This window comes from Algoriphagus sp. AGSA1, assembly GCF_021390545.1.
In the GTDB taxonomy this organism is placed as follows: domain Bacteria; phylum Bacteroidota; class Bacteroidia; order Cytophagales; family Cyclobacteriaceae; genus Algoriphagus.
Genome location: NZ_JAJUWR010000013.1, coordinates 65,837 through 85,490 on the forward strand (window position 1 = coordinate 65,837; position 19,654 = coordinate 85,490).

At 43.0% G+C, this 19,654-nt stretch carries 19 protein-coding genes and 1 riboswitch; of the genes, 11 read left to right on the forward strand and 8 right to left on the reverse strand.

Annotated features, from left to right (window positions below; all coding sequences use genetic code 11):
- The first annotated feature begins 18 nt into the window (after nt 1-18).
- From LZF95_RS11905 to LZF95_RS11925, 5 genes are all read left to right on the forward strand, one after another.
- Nucleotides 19-2,571, forward strand: a complete 2,553-nt coding sequence (locus LZF95_RS11905) for a M14 family zinc carboxypeptidase (protein WP_233755222.1) — start codon at nt 19-21, stop codon at nt 2,569-2,571.
- Between the two features lie 133 nt (nt 2,572-2,704).
- The gene (locus LZF95_RS11910) at nt 2,705-3,799 is read left to right on the forward strand and encodes an amidohydrolase family protein (protein WP_233755318.1); all 1,095 of its coding nucleotides are present in this window, start codon (nt 2,705-2,707) and stop codon (nt 3,797-3,799) included.
- Nucleotides 3,800-4,358: 559 nt separating this feature from the next.
- The gene (locus LZF95_RS11915) at nt 4,359-5,180 is read left to right on the forward strand and encodes a LytTR family DNA-binding domain-containing protein (RefSeq protein ID WP_233755223.1); all 822 of its coding nucleotides are present in this window, start codon (nt 4,359-4,361) and stop codon (nt 5,178-5,180) included.
- Between the two features lie 77 nt (nt 5,181-5,257).
- The gene (locus LZF95_RS11920; RefSeq protein ID WP_233755224.1) at nt 5,258-5,893 is read left to right on the forward strand and encodes an intradiol ring-cleavage dioxygenase; all 636 of its coding nucleotides are present in this window, start codon (nt 5,258-5,260) and stop codon (nt 5,891-5,893) included.
- A gap of 135 nt (nt 5,894-6,028) precedes the next feature.
- Nucleotides 6,029-6,358 (forward strand): hypothetical protein, encoded by a 330-nt coding sequence (locus tag LZF95_RS11925; RefSeq protein WP_233755225.1) that lies wholly within the window; start codon nt 6,029-6,031, stop codon nt 6,356-6,358.
- A gap of 414 nt (nt 6,359-6,772) precedes the next feature.
- On the opposite strand, the gene LZF95_RS11930 is transcribed toward LZF95_RS11925, so the two are convergent.
- Nucleotides 6,773-9,160 carry a TonB-dependent receptor gene (locus LZF95_RS11930; protein WP_233755226.1) on the reverse strand — a complete coding sequence of 796 codons (2,388 nt, stop codon included), beginning with the start codon at nt 9,158-9,160 and terminating at the stop codon, nt 6,773-6,775.
- Nucleotides 9,161-9,294: 134 nt separating this feature from the next.
- Nucleotides 9,295-9,391: riboswitch (TPP riboswitch) on the reverse strand.
- A 160-nt stretch (nt 9,392-9,551) separates the two neighbouring features.
- Between LZF95_RS11930 and LZF95_RS11935 the strand changes: the two genes are divergently transcribed.
- From LZF95_RS11935 to LZF95_RS11945, 3 genes are all read left to right on the forward strand, one after another.
- A complete protein-coding gene (locus LZF95_RS11935; RefSeq protein WP_233755227.1) occupies nt 9,552-10,397 on the forward strand; it encodes a fumarylacetoacetate hydrolase family protein in 846 nt (281 codons plus the stop codon).
- Nucleotides 10,398-10,446: 49 nt separating this feature from the next.
- Nucleotides 10,447-10,890 (forward strand): hypothetical protein, encoded by a 444-nt coding sequence (locus tag LZF95_RS11940; RefSeq protein ID WP_233755228.1) that lies wholly within the window; start codon nt 10,447-10,449, stop codon nt 10,888-10,890.
- 111 nt (nt 10,891-11,001) lie between these two features.
- The gene (locus LZF95_RS11945) at nt 11,002-11,433 is read left to right on the forward strand and encodes a secondary thiamine-phosphate synthase enzyme YjbQ (RefSeq protein WP_233755229.1); all 432 of its coding nucleotides are present in this window, start codon (nt 11,002-11,004) and stop codon (nt 11,431-11,433) included.
- 3 nt (nt 11,434-11,436) lie between these two features.
- On the opposite strand, the gene LZF95_RS11950 is transcribed toward LZF95_RS11945, so the two are convergent.
- From LZF95_RS11950 to LZF95_RS11980, 7 genes are all read right to left on the reverse strand, one after another.
- Entirely contained in the window at nt 11,437-12,825 is a 1,389-nt protein-coding gene (locus tag LZF95_RS11950) for a hypothetical protein (protein ID WP_233755230.1), read from the reverse strand.
- A gap of 17 nt (nt 12,826-12,842) precedes the next feature.
- Nucleotides 12,843-13,775, reverse strand: a complete 933-nt coding sequence (locus tag LZF95_RS11955; RefSeq protein ID WP_233755231.1) for a polysaccharide deacetylase family protein — start codon at nt 13,773-13,775, stop codon at nt 12,843-12,845.
- A 43-nt stretch (nt 13,776-13,818) separates the two neighbouring features.
- Nucleotides 13,819-14,085 (reverse strand): hypothetical protein, encoded by a 267-nt coding sequence (locus LZF95_RS11960; protein ID WP_233755232.1) that lies wholly within the window; start codon nt 14,083-14,085, stop codon nt 13,819-13,821.
- Between the two features lie 29 nt (nt 14,086-14,114).
- A complete protein-coding gene (locus LZF95_RS11965) occupies nt 14,115-14,351 on the reverse strand; it encodes a hypothetical protein (RefSeq protein ID WP_233755233.1) in 237 nt (78 codons plus the stop codon).
- Nucleotides 14,352-14,485: 134 nt separating this feature from the next.
- A complete protein-coding gene (locus LZF95_RS11970; protein WP_233755234.1) occupies nt 14,486-15,718 on the reverse strand; it encodes a serine hydrolase in 1,233 nt (410 codons plus the stop codon).
- A gap of 120 nt (nt 15,719-15,838) precedes the next feature.
- Nucleotides 15,839-16,900 carry an aminotransferase class I/II-fold pyridoxal phosphate-dependent enzyme gene (locus LZF95_RS11975; RefSeq protein WP_233755235.1) on the reverse strand — a complete coding sequence of 354 codons (1,062 nt, stop codon included), beginning with the start codon at nt 16,898-16,900 and terminating at the stop codon, nt 15,839-15,841.
- Nucleotides 16,901-16,908: 8 nt separating this feature from the next.
- Entirely contained in the window at nt 16,909-17,331 is a 423-nt protein-coding gene (locus LZF95_RS11980; RefSeq protein ID WP_233755236.1) for a VOC family protein, read from the reverse strand.
- Nucleotides 17,332-17,391: 60 nt separating this feature from the next.
- Here LZF95_RS11980 and LZF95_RS11985 point away from each other — a divergent pair, with 60 nt between their 5' ends.
- The 3 genes from LZF95_RS11985 to LZF95_RS11995 all read left to right on the forward strand — a co-directional run bounded on the left by LZF95_RS11985 (nt 17,392) and on the right by LZF95_RS11995 (nt 19,570).
- Nucleotides 17,392-18,303, forward strand: a complete 912-nt coding sequence (locus LZF95_RS11985) for a patatin-like phospholipase family protein (protein WP_233755237.1) — start codon at nt 17,392-17,394, stop codon at nt 18,301-18,303.
- On the forward strand, nt 18,281-18,895 hold the full coding sequence (locus tag LZF95_RS11990) for a bifunctional 2-polyprenyl-6-hydroxyphenol methylase/3-demethylubiquinol 3-O-methyltransferase UbiG (RefSeq protein ID WP_233755319.1): 615 nt from the start codon (nt 18,281-18,283) through the stop codon (nt 18,893-18,895). Before LZF95_RS11985 ends, LZF95_RS11990 begins: the two co-directional genes overlap by 23 nt.
- A 72-nt stretch (nt 18,896-18,967) precedes the next feature.
- Nucleotides 18,968-19,570 carry a trimeric intracellular cation channel family protein gene (locus LZF95_RS11995; RefSeq protein WP_233755238.1) on the forward strand — a complete coding sequence of 201 codons (603 nt, stop codon included), beginning with the start codon at nt 18,968-18,970 and terminating at the stop codon, nt 19,568-19,570.
- Nucleotides 19,571-19,654: the final 84 nt, after the last annotated feature.

Below are 19,654 nucleotides of genomic sequence, written 5' to 3' on the forward strand. Positions count from 1 at the left end.
GTTAATCCCCAAATCTTTATGAAAAAAAGTTTTCTTTCAATGCTTTTATCCTTTTTTATCCTGAGCAGCTATGCCCAAGTGGACTTGAGCTATTACTTGCCGATGGGATATACATACGACGAATCAATTCCTACTCCTAAGGAGGTCTTGGGATATGAAGTCGGGGAATGGCATGTTACTCATGACCAGCTTGTGATGTATATGAAGGCCGTGGCGGAAGCCTCCGAGCGGGTGACTTTTGAGGAATTTGGAAGAACATACGAGAGAAGACCTCAAGTGCTCCTGACGATTTCTTCTCCCGCAAATCTTGCAAAGATCGATCAGATCAAAGGGGAAAGAATGAAACTCAGGGATGCAAATGCCTCGGTGGATATAGCAAATATGCCTGTTGTGATGTTTATGGGTTATTCTGTCCATGGGAATGAGCCAAGTGGTGCAAATGCCTCGCTTCTTGCTGCCTATCATTTTGCTGCGGCAAAGGAAATAGCAGAAGACTTGGACAGCATGGTTTTGCTCCTCGATCCTGCGCTCAATCCCGATGGACTCAACCGCTTTGCATCTTGGGTAAATACGCATAAGTCATACAATATGAATGGCGATCCGAATAATTTGGAGTTTAGTGAAGCATGGCCTAGAGGTAGGACGAACCATTATTGGTTTGACTTAAATCGGGATTGGCTGCCTGTTCAGCATCCGGAGTCTAGAAACAGAGTGCGAGTTTTTCAGGAATGGCTTCCGAATATTCACTTGGATTTTCATGAAATGGGTACCAACAGCACTTTCTTTTTCCAGCCTGGAGTACCTGCGAGAATGCATCCCCTGACTCCGGAAAAGAACCTTGAACTGACTGCGAAGATCGGTACCTATCATGCCAGTGCATTGGACAAAATCGGCTCACTATATTTTAATCAGGAGAGTTATGATGATTATTACTACGGAAAAGGCTCCACCTATCCCGATGTACAAGGGGCTATTGGGATTCTCTTTGAGCAGGCAAGTTCCAGAGGTCATTTGCAGCAAAGCGCTAACGGTATGCTCAGCTTTCCCTTTACTATCAAAAACCAATTCACCGCGAATTTGTCGTCTTTCAAGGCCGCAAAGGAAATGCGGCAAGAGCTGAACACCTTCATGTCTGATTTTTATAAGAATATTGATAATGAGGTAAACGCTGACCCTAACAAGGCTTACATTTTCGGAAACGAGCAAGATGATGCAAAAAGTTACCATTTGGCGGATTTGATCTTGCAACATGACATTAAGGTTTTCAGCCTAAATGAAGATATTACGGTCAATGGGAGGCAGTTCAAAAGTGAAAATTCATATATAGTCCCTGCTGACCAGCCACAATATCGCCTGATCAAAGCGATGTTTGAGACCAGAAATACATTTAGTGACAGTCTATTTTATGATATTTCTGCCTGGACTTACCCGATGGCATTTAATCTGGATTACATGGCACTCAACTCCCAGATTCTCAATCTTGCCAGTACAGAGGAAGTGACTAAAGACAATCTTGTCCTGCAACCCGGGAAAGTGATCGGAGATGTAGGAGCCTACTCTTATGCCATGGAATGGACTGATTACTACGCTCCAAAAGCAGCTTATAAACTGATGGATGCAGGTTTTTTAGTCAGGGTGGCTACGAAGGAATTTGGAGCGGGAGAAAAACAATTCGGTCGTGGAACCTTGTTGATTTCCAAAGGGGAAAGCGGACTGGATGATCAGGCCTTTCATCAAAGAATCTCTGATATAGCATCCACTTCCACGGTAGATATCTATGCCCTTTCTTCAGGATCCACTACTGGAATCAACCTGGGATCACCTGCAATAAGTCCACTGGATAAACCTGAAATAGCACTCTTGGTCGAAGGGGGAGTGAATGGCTATGAAGCTGGAGAAATCTGGCATTTGATGGATCAGCGATTTGAAATTCCTATTACCCTGCTCGCAATGGATAGGATAGGAGAAAATACGCTTGAGCGGTACAATGTGCTGATTATGCCGGAAGGAAGGTATAATGGCCTCGGCAAAAGCGGCGCCTCCGCGATTCAAGCATGGGTTTCCAAAGGAGGAACCTTGTTGGCAAAAGGGGGTGCTATCCAGTTTTTGAAAGCGAATGAGATAGGGAAATTCAATTTCAGAGAAGCTGCGGAACCAGAGGCAGGCCTACAAAAAGCCTATAGTGATTATGAAAATAATCGGGGTGCAAAAGTTACGGGAGGTGCGATATTCAATGCAACACTGGATCTGACCCATCCCATCGGATATGGCTATACCACTTCGGATATCCATACCTTCCGTAATGATAATTCGTTCATGGAACCTTCCGAAAATCCTTATGCCAATCCTCTGGTTTATACAGATAAGCCTTTGGCTTCGGGATACCTTCACCCTTCCAATCTTCCGGGAATCCAGAATGGATCCGTGATTCAGATTTCAGGAGTGGGCAGAGGACGTGTTGTGGCTTTTGCGGATAATATGAATTTCCGGGCATTTTGGTTTGGAACAAATAAACTCTTCATGAATGCAGTCTTCTTTGGTCAAGTTATCCAAAGCGGTACAGCTAGATGACTTCAATCATTTTAAATCCCGGATCAAGACCCGGGATTTTCTGTTTATGGGAGTTAACTCTGACCAAAAATTTTGCGTAAGCAAGCCTAATGAATTTTACTATATGTCTATGAATATTTCCACAAGGTTTTTAATGGTTTACGCCTTATCGGTTTTCGGCAGTAGTGCCTTTGCTCAGGTTATGAGTTTTGAGGACTACAATCCACCTTCCACACTCAAAGTTCCAGAGCACCCAGTTCAACGGGCTAAGTTTCCTTTTGTGGATATTCACAGTCATCAAGGAGGGATCAATGAGCAGAGAATCGGCGAACTGATCGCAGAAATGGATGAATTGAATATGGGTGTTTTGGTCAACCTAAGTGGCCGGGGTTTTGGTCGGGGAGACAGCAATGCACAGCAAGAATACATAAAGGCCATGCTGAAGGAGTTCAATTCCTATGCTCCCGGGAGATTTATTGTATTTACCAATTTAAACTTCGCAGGCTTTGGAGATGAAAACTGGACTAGAATCGCTGTAAAGGAACTGGAGGAGGATGTAGCGGCAGGGGCAAGTGGACTGAAAATCTATAAAAGCCTGGGGTTGAATGTGAAGGATTTGGATGGAAACAGAATACCGGTGAATCATCCTGATTTGGATGCAGTATGGGCCAAAGCCGGAGAATTGGGAATTCCCGTGATTATCCATTCAGCCGACCCGGCGCAGTTTTGGCAGCCTATGGATGCAAATAATGAACGGTGGCTGGAGCTGAAGACACATCCAAACCGTCAGCGGGGAGCTGATAATCCGGCACCTTTTGAGCAGATTATGGCTGAGCAGCATGATGTGTTTGCGAAGCATCCGGAGACGACTTTTATCAATGCTCACATGGGCTGGATGGCCAATGATCTGGATGCAGCTTCCGCGCATCTGGAGAAATATCCCAATGTGAATTTCGGGATCGGTGCCGTAATTGCGGAGTTTGGGCGGCAGCCTAGGCGGGCAAAGGAGTTTTTTGAAAAATACCAAGATCGCGTACTGTTCGGAAAGGATGCTTACAATAAGGAGGAGTTCTATACTTATTTCCGTGTGCTGGAAACAGAAGACGAGTATTTTCCCTATTACAAAAAGTACCATGCTTATTGGGCCATGTATGGTCTTGGGCTCTCTGATGAAGTGTTGAAGAAGTTGTATTACAAAAATGCGCTGCGGATCGTACCGGGAATGGACAAGCGTGTTTTTCCGGATTGATGTGGTGATTTTCCCGCAGATGGTCGCTGATCTGTCCCGCAGATAATCGCTGATTGAAAACGCTGATTCCCGCAGATTTTCACAATTGGCCTCTGTGCTAACCCGTAACCTTTTCTCAGCTGCTGTTCTTTTTTCTAAAATTCTCGGATAAGCTCCCGCAGAGCTGACTACCGTAGGGTAGGTTTACACAGAAAGGAATACAGATTTCCGCTTACCAAAAGATGTAGCCCTTTCATCCCGATCACCCAATTCCTGCTATGTAAAGCTGCTTTACATAGCATCCCGTATATGTAAAGAAAATCGAGAAATCTTTACATATACTCTTGACTATGTAAAGAAACTATAGCTTTTATTTACTGCCGCAAATTATCTTAATAAACTGGCAGAAGATGGGGTACTGCGCAAGGAGAAACTGGGCACAGGGAATTACTGTGTAAAAGAGAAGCTGTTTTCCTTACTTTCAGTTAGTTCCTAGCGTAAGGGTTAAGGGATTCTGTGTCGGCACAGGTCACAGAAGATTCAACTGGGTAAATTATAGACGAAACAAATAGGCAGATCGATGAGTCCGATATTCCAAGAAAAGAAGCTCAGAATAAAAGCGACACTGAAATACCTAGTCGTTCTGCTTTTGGTATTGCTGGTGACGATCTTTCAGGATTATTTGCATTCACGGTACAATGCTTATTCCTTTTATGCCTCAGAATCCTTTCTTTTTAATATGTTCTGGATTCTGATTTTACCGGTGAGCCTCATCTTTAATAGAGCGTTTACAAAGAATGCCACTCTGGCCCGAATACATGTGCTATGGGTGAAAAGGATTGCTTTCATCCTCCTGGCCTCTTTTTTACACATCCTGCTTTTTGCGGGGATGGTCCATGTGGTTTCTGCACTATTCTATGACCACACCTTTAGTTTTTTCGCAAACCTTAATTATACGATTGCACAGGATTTATATAAATACTTGCTGATCTATTCGGTGCTTGCTTTGGTGCTGTTCCGAAAGGAAAGCCTAAAAGCTGAAGAAACGCCTAAAATCAATCATCTGAACCAGATAATCGTGGATTCTGGAAGGAGTAAAAGTGTTGTCAAAACCGCAGACATTTATTATATCCGCGCAGAAGTCCCGTATGTCGCCATTCATACTTCAGAAAAGAAATATTTGCACACAGCTACCCTCAAGTCAATTTTGGAGCTGCTACCGCCGGAGAAATTTGTAAGGGTCCACAAATCCACGATTATTAATCTCAGTAAAGTAGTGTCATACAAATCACGCTTAAACGGTGACTATGATATCCGGCTTTCCAATGAGCAGGAGCTTCGGCTGAGCAGAAATTATGCAGATATCTTCAGGCAAAGATTTACTTCACATCAATCGTCTTGAGGTAAATTCTCCTCTGCTTGGCCTATTTAATTTTTTAGGGAGGCGACTTTTTCTAAACTTTTGGAAAAAACCAAAACATGAAAAATCTCACTATCGCCATGCTAATGGTATTTCTGCAAGTTAGTTATGCCTGTCAAAGCCAAACAAACTCTTCTAACAATGACCGGTTCGTCGGCGGTGGTTGTGAAGGATGCGAGGCTATTTTTGAATTTGGGGAAAAGAAGCTCAGTCCTGTAGATACCCTGCCACTTTTTTCAGAAAATACGCCGAAATTAAAAATCAGCGGTAGCGTATTTCAAGAAGACGGAGAAACTCCCGCCGCAAATGTGATTATCTATATCTATCACACCAACAGGGAAGGAAAATATCAAACCTACGGAAATGAAAAAGGCTGGGCTAAGCGTCATGGTATTATCCGGGGATGGGTGAAAACGGATAAGGATGGGAAGTATGCTTTTTTCACATTTAGGCCAGCGGCATATCCAAGCAGAGATGAGCCTGAACATATCCATATCACCATTAAAGAACCGGGAAAAACGGCGTATTATCTTGACGACTTTGTATTTGAGGATGATCCGATCTTGACACGGGAAATGAGGGAAAAAATGGCAAATAGAGGCGGATCAGGTATTATGAAACCAACCCAAGCGCATGATATGCTTACGATTCGCAGGGATATTATCCTAGGTCAAAACATTCCCGACTATGAATAAAAAGATAGGGATATCGCCTACAGCGGAAGCTGGGCAGATCGTACACTTGTGGATCGAGCGATAACCCTAAGGGTGGAAGTATTATGTAAATAGGGGATTGTTTACGTTATTGAGTAGATAAACAACTCAGAATTCTTGAAACATTTCCATCATAAGAATCAAAATGATGGGACCAAAGGTCCCCGAACACTTGGTCAGATATTTCTTGCTTCCGGCCTGCTGGTGATTCTTGTTGTAATTTTTGTTGAGTTTGATACAGATCCTCTGAAGGTTGTTTTAGTAGCGGGGGGAGCATTGGTTATTGGGTTGATTTTGGCCTCTATCAAGTCAGGAACTCTTATTGATTTTCAAAACCAACAATTCAGAGAATATAAAAAGATCCTGTGGTTTAGTTTTGGTGAATGGGAGACACTACCGCAAGTCGGCCGTGTGGAATTGATTCACCACAGCTTCCGAACTTCATAAATTCCTAATGGAATTACCCCTACACTCAATGGCCAAGTCACGCTGTACAAAGTCGTTCTACTCGCAAATAATAGAAAGTTTTTAGTACTCGATTATTCCAAAGAAAAAACAGCAATAGTTGCATTGGAAGAATTAAAGGTGGGGTTGGGGATTTGAATTAGTAATGGTTGGAGAGTAATTTGGCATTATGTTGTAGTCTATATATCAAGGAAATTAGGGTGGCCTTTTTCCCGTAGATTTCGCTGAAAATAACGTAGATTTTCGGAGATTCTCTCTCTAAAATAGGATGGAATCTGCTCCTTGGTACCAGTCAATAAACCTGAGTCCCAACAAAGTATTGACCTAAATAAAAAAAGCACGGATTCATGCAGAATTGTTCTGTGGAAATCCGTGCATATACTTTGTTTTCTGCTTTTAGAACTTCAAGTTCAATCCCAACATAAAGTTGGTGCCGGCCATCGGGTAGTAGTAATTCTCCGTTACTAATTCCTTTTGGCTTTCACCAGGTACGAAATAGCTGAAGGTATAGCCGTTTGGCTCATACATCTCATTGAAGATATTGTTTACCAATAGATTTAACTCTACACTTTTGAAGAATCTTGGTTGCACAGAATAGCTGATGCGTATATCGTTTGTAAAGAAAGCATCTAGTGTGCGGCTGTCATTTCCGGTATTGTCCAGATATTGCTTGCCTACGTACTTGCTCATCCAGTTCAGGGATAGGTTTTTCACCGGCTTATATTCGATCATGGCAGATGAAACCACATTTGGGGAAAAAGCAATGTCTGTATCGGAATAAGGAATCTCTTCCTGGGTGAACTGATCTGTGCTGTAGTCATCTATGTACTCGGTAAATTCCTTGATCTTGTTTTGGCTCAAAGCCAGATTGGCACCAAGAGTCCACCGCTTTGACAGCCTATAAGCACCGTCCAATTCTATTCCTGCACGGTAAGAATTTGGCACATTTTCCCGGATATAGGCACCGACATTATTGATCTGCCCTGTAAGAATCAGCTGATCTTTGTAGTCCATGTAATAGAGATTCGCATTGTAATTGAATCTTCCGCTTTGCGCGCGGAGACCTGCCTCTACATTGTTGAGCCGTTCAGGTCTCGGTATTTCTGTGATCGGGTTATCGGTGAAATCTGACCGTGTGGGTTCACGGTTGGCCACAGCATAGCTGGCATACCAGGTTTTGCCATTTTTTTCATAGCTCAGTCCAAACTTGGGATTGAAAAAAGTGTACTTCTCTTCTCCATCCACAATTCTCCCATCGTCATTTACCCCCACAAAAGAGTAATCGATTCCCCTTACTTGAAGATCCCCAAACAGATATAATCCAGAGGAAACTTCGTGGGTAGCTTTGAGATAGATGTTACGGTCATCTTTGACGGCATTGTTGTCATAGTATCGATCCCGGATGTCGGTATCCCCGGCGATTCTGGCCCAGATGATTTCTCCGAAGTGATCTCCATCATAGCGATTGGCTCCACCGCCAAGAACCATGTCCCATTTCCCATTGTCAGAGATATAATTAATAGAGGCTACGGCACCATAGAAGTCATTGTCCAGCCATCGCCTGCGGATAATATCCGTGCTGCTGATCATAGAATCCCCGATGATGACGTCTGGCAGGTTATAGTCGGCAAAGTCATCGTCTGCCCTATACTGCTCATAATATCCCCGGCCGTAGGTATAGTGCAGTGCTGCATGGGTTTTCCAATTGTTTCCGATTCTTCCTGTATAGATCAGCTGGTAATGATCTTGTTGATAGTTGTCAGTTTCGTTGTCGTAGGTATAATAATTCCACGTCCGGTCATTTTCAAGCTTTGCTTCAGGAAGACCATACCAGCTTTGATAGGTTTTTTCATTACCGGAGAATACATTGAGTTTCAGCACATGGTTTTCTCCATAGAATCCAGCGGAGACAAAGTAGGATTTCAGGTCTGAGGTAGCCCGGTCCACATAACCGTCCGAGCTGATCTTGGAAAGGCGTGCATCGACAGCAAATCGATTGTTCAGTAAGCCGGTACCGGCCTTTACTGTATGTCTCCAGGAGTTGAAGGATCCTGCGGAATTGCTGATTTCGGCATAGGCATCATCCTGTCGGGTATCTGTCTGGAAATTGAGGCTTGCACCGAAAGTCGCCGCGCCATTTGTGGAGGTGCCCACACCACGCTGGATCTGGAGATTGTCCACAGAGCTGGCAAAGTCCGGCATATTCACCCAGAAAACCCCGTGGGACTCTGCATCATTCATGGGAATACCGTTGACCGTGACATTGATTCGGGTCTGATCGGAGCCCCGGATACGCATACCCGTGTAGCCTATGCCTGCTCCAGCATCTGAGTGCGTGACCACAGAAGGAGTGAAGTTCAGCAGCATGGGAATATCCTGACCTAGGTTTCTTTTTGCCAGCTCTTCCTTACTGATCTCCTGGAATGTAGTAGGTGTGCTCTGGGAAGCTCTGGTTGCTGAGACAATGAATTCCTCGGTCAAGAGATCCGTTGGGTTTAGCCGTATAGTCAGTTCGCCTGTGTAAGGAAGCTCTAGATTCTGCTTTACCGTAGTGTAGCCAATGTAGGATACCCTAAGATCCAGAGCCCCATTCGATAATTTATTTATGGTAAAAATTCCATTTTCGTCAGATACTCCCCCTTTGCCCTGGTTTTCCGCCCAGACAGATGCCCCCATTAAAGGTTCTCCGGAAGAGGCGTCCAGCACTTTTCCGGTTAGAGCTTGCTGTGCCCAGCCAGAAATTGAGGCAAGGAAGAAAGCGAGGCCAAGAATTACTTTTTTCATGTGTATTAGTTCCCTTGAGGAATTTTGAGTGAAACATGGGAAAGCTTAGGGGAAGTTTTCCGTGATTGTTTACCCTTATGCCCATCAAATTGCAAAATGGCCGAGAAGTATCCCTTCGACTTAGTTTTTACTTTGATGTTGCTTGTTCATTTCCCTTCGCCGGCATTACCCGGATCAGGTCGTATGGGTATGATCTCAGCCCGTTTTGTTAAGGCACCCCTTATGATCTAGAAACAAAGGTAATGGGGAAAAGTTGCTTCGCAAATCCTAGGTTTATAATTTTAATCCCTGCTATTGTCAAGATGTTGGTGGCGGGGAGATGTTTCTATCTTGATTTTTTATCCTTGTCTCAAATCTTTTTCCTAAATTCCCACCTAAACCCTATTGACCTATGAAAATTTACAAATTGCCCGCGGGCACACTTTTACAGCATGAGAACCAAGTTTTTTTGGGCCCGGAACTGGACTGGGATAGTTTGCTTGCGAAAGAAAACCTCAAAGATTATTTAAGTAACGAAGCCAAATCTTGGCAGGAAATTTCCAAGGAGGAGATGGAATCGACTTTAGCCAAAGGAATTTTAGCACCTATGGGTAACCAGGAAATATGGGCTGCTGGAGTGACCTACTTCCGTAGCCGTACTGCCAGAATGGAGGAATCCCAAGATGCCGGAGGAGCGGATTTCTATGATAAAGTATATAATGCAGATCGTCCGGAGTTGTTTTTCAAAGCAACCGCCAGTCGTGTTTCTGCTCCTGGGGCTGCAGTGAATATCCGACAGGATTCCAGCTGGGATGTGCCGGAGCCTGAGTTGACGTTGGTTGTTTCCCCTTCTGGGAAAATCCAAGGTTATACCTGTGGAAACGACATGAGCAGTAGGAGTATAGAGGGGGAAAACCCACTTTATTTGCCTCAGGCTAAAGTCTATGCAGGTTGCGCAGCCATTGGGCCTTGCTTATATCTGACAGATGAGTCAATTGAAGAAACAGCCAACATCCGTCTGGAGATTTTTCGGGATGATGTATTGGCTTTCGTCGGAGAAACAGCATTGACTCAGTTAAAGCGTAAGCCTCAGGAATTGGCGGAATGGCTTTTTCGGGCTAATACCTTCCCGATCGGATGCTTTTTGATGACCGGTACTGGAATAGTTCCAGATGACTTTACACTTGAAGTAGGGGACAAAGTCAGAATAGGTATAGATCATGTAGGAGTGTTGGAGAATTATATAGAAAAGATCTGATTTGTAGCGATTTATATTCATAGACCGTCACTCTTACAAAAGATTGAAAATGAAAAAGGTTAACAAGAGTTTCCGGTTGCTGCTACTGTGTATGATTTCCATTTTGGCAATCTCTTGTCAAGAGGATGAAGAGCCACATGACGTCTTTCCACAGACTTGGAAGCTTGCCGGTTGGCAAGCTTACGGGGTGGAAGAAGATTCAGAATTTCAGCCCATCAGCGACTCCACTTATACCTATTTGTTCAGAAGTGACGGCACCTTTGTCAAAAACGTGGGAGAGGAATCAACAACAGGAACCTATGAAACCGAGGTATTGATCTATGAGGTAGGGGGTAAAAGAAAGCATTACAAACTGATCTTCCCAGAGGATATTTTAAGACATAGTTGCTATGCAAACAGTGAATATCTTCAAATTGATGCAAACGGGATGCTGGTTGGAGGAAGTGCCCCTTGTGATGGGCCAGCCTTGTTCTTTCGTTTACAGGGTAAATAGAAAGATTCAATATTGAAAAGGAGAATAGACCTTACCATAGAATCTGGGACTTTCTGACTGGAATTTGTGCCCAAAGGTGTTTTACTGTGCAGTATGATCTTATTTTTGTAAATGACTCAATTCTTTCAACACAAACTTCGCTTGCAGTCTTTTCCTGCGGGATATCATCTGATCACTGATGAGATAGAAGATGCAATCCCTGAGATCGAAAAGATACAAACAGGATTTTTGCAGGTATTTATCCAGCATACTTCTGCAGCTTTGACCATCAATGAAAATGCCGATCCCACTGTCAGAAAAGACTTTCAGACCTTTGTAAATGAGTTAATTCCAGAATCTTATCCACGGTTTATCCACACCTATGAAGGGCCTGATGATATGCCTGCGCACATTAAAGCCAGTTTTTTTGACACAAGCATTCAGATCCCCATAACTGGTGGAAAACTTAACCTTGGAATCTGGCAGGGAATTTATCTCTGTGAATTCAGAAGAAACGGAGGAGGTAGAAACCTGATTCTGACTGCCTTTGGAGAAGTGAAATGAATCTTATTTCCTAGCCTCAATCTTCACATGCTTTCCTGTCATTAGGATTCGGCGATAACCATCCTTGGTGTCAGTGCTCACTTCTTTTCCCAGCACCTTCACTTTGGAGAATTCCTCTGGGATCTCTATGGACAATCCTCCGTTTTTCTCTGTCTGGGTTATTTCTACTGTTATCAGATTCTTTTCTGTAGTAATGGTAATATTCAGTTTGTTGCCATCAATCCACAGGTTTTCAATACCAGCCTCTTGCCAATCTTGCGGTAGATTTGGACGGATGTAAGTCACCCGATTTTCTATATCCCCATAGATACCCAATAGAGATAAAATCGCCGGTTGGAAAAGCTGCCAGGATGGTTGAATATGACGTGGCTGAGCTTCATCAAACATAAAAATGTCCTTATCTACTTGTTGTGAAAAGACTGTGCTGAGTTCCTGAAGTATGGAATGGAGCTCAGATGGATCTTCCAGGGAAGTAGGGTTCTGGCCACCCGCTTTATACTTAAATATGCCGGCTTTGTACTTGCTCCAGTTGTATGCATCTGTGATATTCTGATCTGGAATCTGGATTTTGGAAGTGGACTGAAGTGAGTCTGTGAGTGTAAATCTTTCATCCCAATCTGCAAATAGATCTGTACGGAGATCTGCCAGTGTTTCCATGGCAGAAAATTCACTTTGGGCAGAACCGGCAATGTACACCGGAACGAGCTCTTCCTCATCCGGTGAAAGCTCAAGTTTGATCTCGAAAGCTGCCCCTGCGCCGAACTCTTCAGGTAGAATAGCACATTCGGGAGAAACAGGATTTAAAACCAAAGCTGTAGAAGAACCCATTACCACAAACCAGTCGTTTTCTTCATCCTTGGTAGTGAATATTCCTGTCAACTCATCGAAGATCACACGATCTGTTGCATATTTGCCAAATGTACTGTCCATCATGGCACCAGGCTTTAAGTCGCTTGTTGCCTCAAATTGAAAGCTTAACTGTTTGGGAGATTTGCCTTTGTTTTTGATAAAATTCAGGATAGTTATGCCCGGTTTATCTTTACTTACAAAAATCACTTGCCTTACCTTCAAATCTTCATTTTCTAACAGATAGTGCTGGTCTATCGCAAATGGGAACTTGGTTTTTCCTGTGGGCTTCTCTAAACAGGATACACCGTTTTCAGTTTTGATTGAGACGCTAAACCCTCGTAGAAGTTGTATGGTTTTCAGGTTTACAGCTCCTTCATCAAGGAGTATATTTTCATTTGCCAAAGAATACTTCTCATCCATGGGGATGGTGATAGAACACAGGCGTTCCAAGCTTTTTACCAGTCTTGCCTCTTCAGATTTTGGTGCTTGACAGGAATAAGCAAGGGTACAAAAAATAAGGATAGCTATAAGGGATCTAGTCATAAAGAATTTTACGAAACTTACATGGTTTTGCCAATTTCCCTCCAAGTTACCAATTGCACCTTGTTTTGTTCCAGTAGAGTTCTGGCTTTTTCACTGGTGAAGAAGTCATAGTCTGCCTGCCTCCAAGGCGCGTGATACGTATCATGCCCTTTAGTCACTGCATTCATTTCCTCATCATCATATGCCAAATGGATCAGAATTACATTCAGGCCTGAGGATAGATTATTGAGTGTATTAGTGTAAAATTCTTCCATTCCACTTTGGTAATCCGCTGGATAGGCCATGAATAGCTGGTCCACCACAGGATAGTTATCCACAATGATTTCTGAAAATAAGTTAGCGTTCGGCTTGATGATGTTATCAATCATCTGCTGGTTGATCATGGCCGGGATATGGAGCTCCTGCGCAATTTTAAGGTAAGAAGCTAAATATTCCGGTTTCCCATAGAATATGCAGCCCATGTGAGAATCCAAATGGGTGGGTGTGATCCCTATTTGGTTTGCGGCTTTTATCTGGGCGCGGATTTCTTTTTCTACTTCCTCGGCACTGGCATTTGCAGTGACTTGTCCACAATCCGGATACATGTGGCCTTTTTCGTTTGCCAATCCAGGAACAGCTGTTTTTCCGGCTTCAGGTCCCCAATTGTAATGAAGCCATTCATTGGTGAGCGTAATGTGTATTCCAATATCCGCATTAGGCATTTCCTTAGCCATTTCGCCTACTTCTGCAGACCATGCAGTAGGCACCATCATGCTGGTGGAATTAACCAGCCCCTTTTTCATCGCCTCAAAAGTCGCTTTGGTTTGAGAATGCGATACCCCTGCATCATCTCCATGAATGATAAGTAATTTACTATCTTTGGGGTAGCCCAGTTTTTCTGCGAGATTTTGGGAAAAAGTATAAGCAGGCACAATTGCCAGTAGAAGTAATAAAATGCAGGATCTTTTCATTTTGGGCTTTTGTTTTCCCTAAGTTAGAAAATCTACAATTTGCTCAACTTTTATAGTGCTTTGATTTGACCCTATATACCCACAGATAGGTGAAAAAGCTCAAAAACACCTGTAAAACACCAAAATGTAGCCAAGTGTAAGGTTCCCTAAGAGGTTCAAAATTGATGGTGTTATTATAATACAGTTTTGAGATCACCAGAGCCAAAATTGTCGCAGGAAGCACTACCACCATCCAAAAATAAAGAAATGAACGGTAAATAAAAGGAATGGTTTTTTTAACTGTTGGAGCTTTGGCTTTGCGGCTTTTCATAATGGGTCTGTGGCTTGTGTGAGTCTAGATCAACTTTCCTCTTTGTATCTCTTAGCTTTTGGTTTATAATCCCTATAGTACATCCATAGCCCAAAAAGTACCTGAAAGATCAGCGTTCTTACATAAGTAGAAGGCAACTTCAATAACTCCCAGCTGATCGATCCTTTGAAAAGTTCGGTGATGAGGATCGTGAGAATGCTGGCAGGAAGGATGTAAACCAGCCAGAAGTTAAAAAATGAGCGGTATAGAAAAGGCGCTTTTTTCATCAGTTATTGGATTGAATTACTCAGGCCTGTCAGGACATGATGACTCATGATTAGGGAGCAGAACCTATATTAATTGGGTGAATTAAGTTGCAAAACCACGTTTTCTCTTCCAGAATTCAAGAGGCTTGATTTTGTCAATATTCGAATTTAACTGCCCGCAGATCGGCAGGAATTGTTTTTTTGCGTTTTGTTTCCAGGTGGTAAAGGTATTTCCCTAACTCTGCAAAAAAAGGAAATCCTATTTTTTCATATTCATAGTGATCATCATTGAGCGTATTGTTGTCATTGACATAGATTACCGCAGAGACGAAAAACTCTATACCTTTTTCAAAATCCACATAATAACTCGCATCTAGCAAATGCCCATAAGCCTGCCCGGTTTTATTGAATATGCGGATGCTTTTTGGGATGTCGCCTTTATCATTTCCATCTAGGTAAAATTTTGAATAAGTGTCCCAGTATTCTTCTTTTGGGTAGTGGGGAAAATCACTTTCCGCCGGAAGCATACCCATGTATTTAAGGATGAAATTCCGATGCTCTTCATTGATAGAGAATCGCTCTGATTCTACAAAAGACATAGGGAAAACAATTCTTTGGACTACTCCATGAAGATCTGAGAGAGCCAGTTTATTTTTATAGGTAAACTCCATTGGCTCCATGATCAGAGAATCTCCCACGTAGAATGCCTCTCCTATCGTTGGATTGTTACTATTAGTATAGTGCTGTGTGGAAGTTCGCTCTGGTTTCTCGAAGATCACATTGCCTACAGAATCCAAAAACCGTATAGGATTAACTATCCGGTTTTCCTCTGGGCTTGAGGCAACACTTAGTCTATGATTGATGACGCTGTGGTAAAGTCCTTTTTCTTTCAGTTTTTCATTGATGTAGTCCTGCCCAAGGAGTTCATATAGACGATTGTAGGCGTCATTGTCCGATACCAACAGAATTTTCTTGATGTAGTGAGCTACACTTGGAACGGAATCTTTTGAGGATAAATCTGATAAGGCTGGCTTTTGGAAAGGACGTATGGAATCCACCAGCATAGCCGTTTCTGCTGTTAACCCCTTTATATTTTGTTCTTCCAGCCATTCCAGTGCAAGGATGGCAATGGGTAATTTTACCGTGGAGGCGGGGTAGAAATAGTGGGTATCGTCAAGGTTTACCGTGAAATCCGTCATCAGCGCATTGCCGTGTTCATTGCGGTCTATCTGGGTGTAAATTATTTGCACTTGATATTTATCCACATCGTCTAATACCTGCTTCAACATGGGAAAATCTTTCAGATCATCTTCGAAAGGCATTGTTGTTTTCGAAGAACATGAACATAGCAATGCAAGAAGACAAATAACCAAAACAGGTTGTTTCATGTGTTTATAATTTGTTTTTCAACGGCAATATTGCCTCTCACAAATTTTTTAGGGGGGTACTTTTGGGGAGAATGGGGTGAATAATCATGACTTTGTGTAATGCATAAGCCACGCTGCTTTTCATGTTTGGGAAAGATCCTGGATTATATCATTCAGGTACATCAGATCGCTGAGCTCATGATAGGCAGAAACCACGATTCGATTTACACTGGGACTATCAGCAGTTGGATAGGCAAAAGATGAGGTGATGATTCCTGCTTTTTCAAATTCTTTCACCCAGGAATCATCGGTATATACAAATGCGGGAAAATACCTTGACCCTTTTATTTGTTTTACTGCGGCTGTTTCCTGTGCAAAAATCCCACAGGCATCTTCTAACCATGTTTTTTTCTCAAGATAAATATCCTCCATATCCAGGAAAGTTTGTAGGTGTGCGGGCGAACCTGGGGATGCTCCTCCAAATAGCGGAGTACTCTTTATCTTTTCAATTTCTGAATCCGATCCCAAAATAATTCCTGCTGGTAGTCCCAGCCCTTTTCCCAATGAGCCTGAGACGATCAAATTGATCGAAGTATGAGCCCATCGTGAGTAAGTACCATAAATACTATTCCCTAATACACCAAAGGCATGGCTATCGTCAACTAATAGGTTGACTTCATGTTTTGTTGCGATATCTTTTACCCACTCATAGTCATGGATTTCACACAGAAATGGATCAACGGCATTGCCGATTAGAAGGATTTTTTGAGGAGCAAGCTTAGCAGCCTGCTCTAAACACCAGTTTTTCCATTGTGCAAAATTTAATTGTGCGGCAGTATATAACCCATCCGGAATCACCGCGGCATGTGCATCAGGGGCGATCCATGTGAGGGTAGATGGGTGATATAAAGATTTCCATGCGGCAATTCCAGCCAAATAGCCCGAGCTCAGCACAGCTGCGGAAGGAGCCGCAGCTGACAGGGCAAAATGCTCCTCGAAGTCCTCAAAAACCTGCAGACGTACGTTGTTGTTTCTACTTTGCCCATGATTGGCACCGTATTCAAAAAGATTATCGGCCAGTACATCCAAAAAATCCATGTTTTGGGCCATCCCCAGATAGGAGGTTCCGCTGAAATAGAGGTATTCCTTACCATCTATTTCTATCATTCTACCTATACCTGTATCTAAATAATGATTTTTCAATTTGTCTATCAGTTGGCGAATATTTGTGATTCATCTTGAAATGACTTGAACTCCAATGCGTTCCCGCAAGGGTCTAAGAAAAACATGGTAGCCTGCTCGCCCACTTCGCCCTTAAATCGGATATAGGGATCTATGACAAATTCGATCCCGTGAGACTTAAGTTTGTCAGCTAACTCATGCCATTCGTCCCAAGGTAGAATCGCTCCAAAATGCCGTACAGGGACATTTTTGCCATCCACGGCATTTGTACTTGCCTGCGCCAATTCTTCAGGCTTGATGTGGGCGGAAAGCTGGTGGCCGAAAAAATTGAAATCAATCCATTTTTCGGTGTTTCTACCTATCTCACAGCCAAGCAGATCTCCATAGAACATGCGGGTTTCTTCAATGTCCCGAATGGGGAAAGCCAAGTGAAATGGTTTAAATTTGCTCATAATGCGTACTTTCGTTGAGGGTTTTTCGGCTTCAATTTAGTTGTTTTATCCTTAAATAATATGAAGAAAAGCAAATCGGTATCATTGGTTCTGAGTAGCGGTGGAGCGCGGGGATTAGCGCATGTAGGCGTGATCGAAGAGCTGGAGAATCGTGGCTACCAAATAGAGGAGATCGCGGGATGTTCGGCGGGGGCATTGGTGGGAGGCATGTATGCAGCCGGCAAAATGAACGAATTTAGTGATTGGATGTGCCACCTGGACAGGTTGGATGTTTTCTCGCTTATGGATTTTACATTTTCCAGCCGGGGATTTATCAAGGGAGAAAAAGTGTACAACGCCTTGAAAAACGTGGTACAAGACTGCCAGATTGAAAATCTGAAAATTCCTTTTTCCTGCAATGCGGTGGATTACCGGAGCGGTGAGGAAGTCGTATTTAGAGAAGGAAGTCTATATGCGGCCATCCGGGCATCAGGCAGTATTCCTACGGTGTTTCAGCCCGCAAAAATCAACGATTATGAACTTATCGATGGAGGTGTGCTGAATCCAGTGCCTATTTCCCTTCTCCGGCATCCTGGTGACAACCTGCTTATGGTAGTAGGATTAAATGCCGCTGACACAGAATTGGTAACTCCCCCCACCAAAAATGCGGAAGGGCAACGGTTTATCTCCATGCCTAAGTGGCTCAAAGATTATAGAAACAAAATGCGGCAGTATTTTCCGGAGCAGGAAAAGGTACCAAAATCCAATTCTCTAAGTTCGATCAACCTGATGACCCGCTCGTTTGATTTGCTTCAAGATCGGTTTTGTTCGCTTTTGGTAGAAAAATACCCAGTAGATGTCACTGTACAGATTGCCCGAAACCAGGCAGGGACGCTGGAGTTTCACCGGGCTGCGGAATTAATAGAAATCGGGAGGCAGAAAGCCGCCAAAGCACTAGATGAATGGGAAAATGCAGATCACGGAACTGAATAAGTTACTCGGCAATATTGATATCTATCTGTTGGATCAGATTCTGAAAGGTAGATTCAGTCCTGATATGAAAATACTTGACGCAGGATGCGGGGAAGGGCGAAACGCCCAATATTTTATTAATGCGGGTTATCAGGTGTTTGGAGTTGATCAGCAGGATCTTGCTATTCAATACCTTCGCTATGCTGCCAGAAGTCTTCACCCTTCTTATGATATTCATCGTTTCCAGCTTGGCAAAATGGAAGATATCCCTTTCCATAAAGAGGCTTTTGATGCAGTAATTTGCTCGGCTGTGCTTCATTTTGCGACAGATGAAGCCAATTTTTGGCAGATGATGAATGAAATGCTCCGTGTGCTTAAGTCCGGGGGGGTTTTATGGTTTAGGATGACAACGGCTTTTGGGGGCATATTGGAACTGAGTACGGAGACCAGTGGCGGTAAATATGCTTTACCGGATGGTTCTGAGCGGTTTTTGTTGCAACAGAGGCATTTGGACAAGTTAAATGCACTTGGCTTACGATTCCTAGAAGCTCCGAAATCAGTACTTGTCCACGGAAAGCGTGCCATGGGAGTTTTTGTGATGGAGAAGACGTAAATTGATTGTTTAAATGGTAAGTTTGAAAATGTCCGTGGAGGGAACAGCATTTTCAATTGAATTTTTAGAAATATGGAATTACAGTATGTCTTGGAATTGCTTGGGACCATTGTCTTCGCCATCTCTGGTGCCCTTGCTATTCGGGAGCGGGAACATGATATGTTCGGGGCTGGTTTTACGGGATTCATTACAGCTATAGGAGGAGGTACGCTGCGGGATATTTTGCTGGATAGTTATCCACTTGTCTGGATTGGAGACGTAAGGTTTCTATATGCTATTTTGATAGGTATTTTGGCCGCCTTCGTTTTCCCTAATTTCCTAAGTAGGCTACGCAGAACCTTCTTTCTTTTTGATACACTGGGTATTGCTTTTTTCACGGTTCTGGGTGTTGAAAAAGCACTAAGTCTAGGGGTTCGGCCTGAGATTGCGGCAATAATGGGAATGTTTTCAGCGGTAATGGGCGGAGTAATAAGGGATACGCTGACGAATGAAATACCTATTCTATTCAGAAAAGAAATCTATGCCTCGGCCTGTCTGTCTGGAGCCATTTTCTATTTGACACTAAATTATTTCGATGTTTCCAGAGATGTAAACTTACTCTTATCCATAGCGGTCATAATCTTGATCAGGCTTCTTTCTATGAAGTACAAGTTGAGTTTACCTAGATTGGATTAGAATGACCGGGAGTAAATGAATAATGTTTATTGCATTATATTGGACTCGGTTTTTCCCAGGAAACTATCGCATTTTATCAGTTAA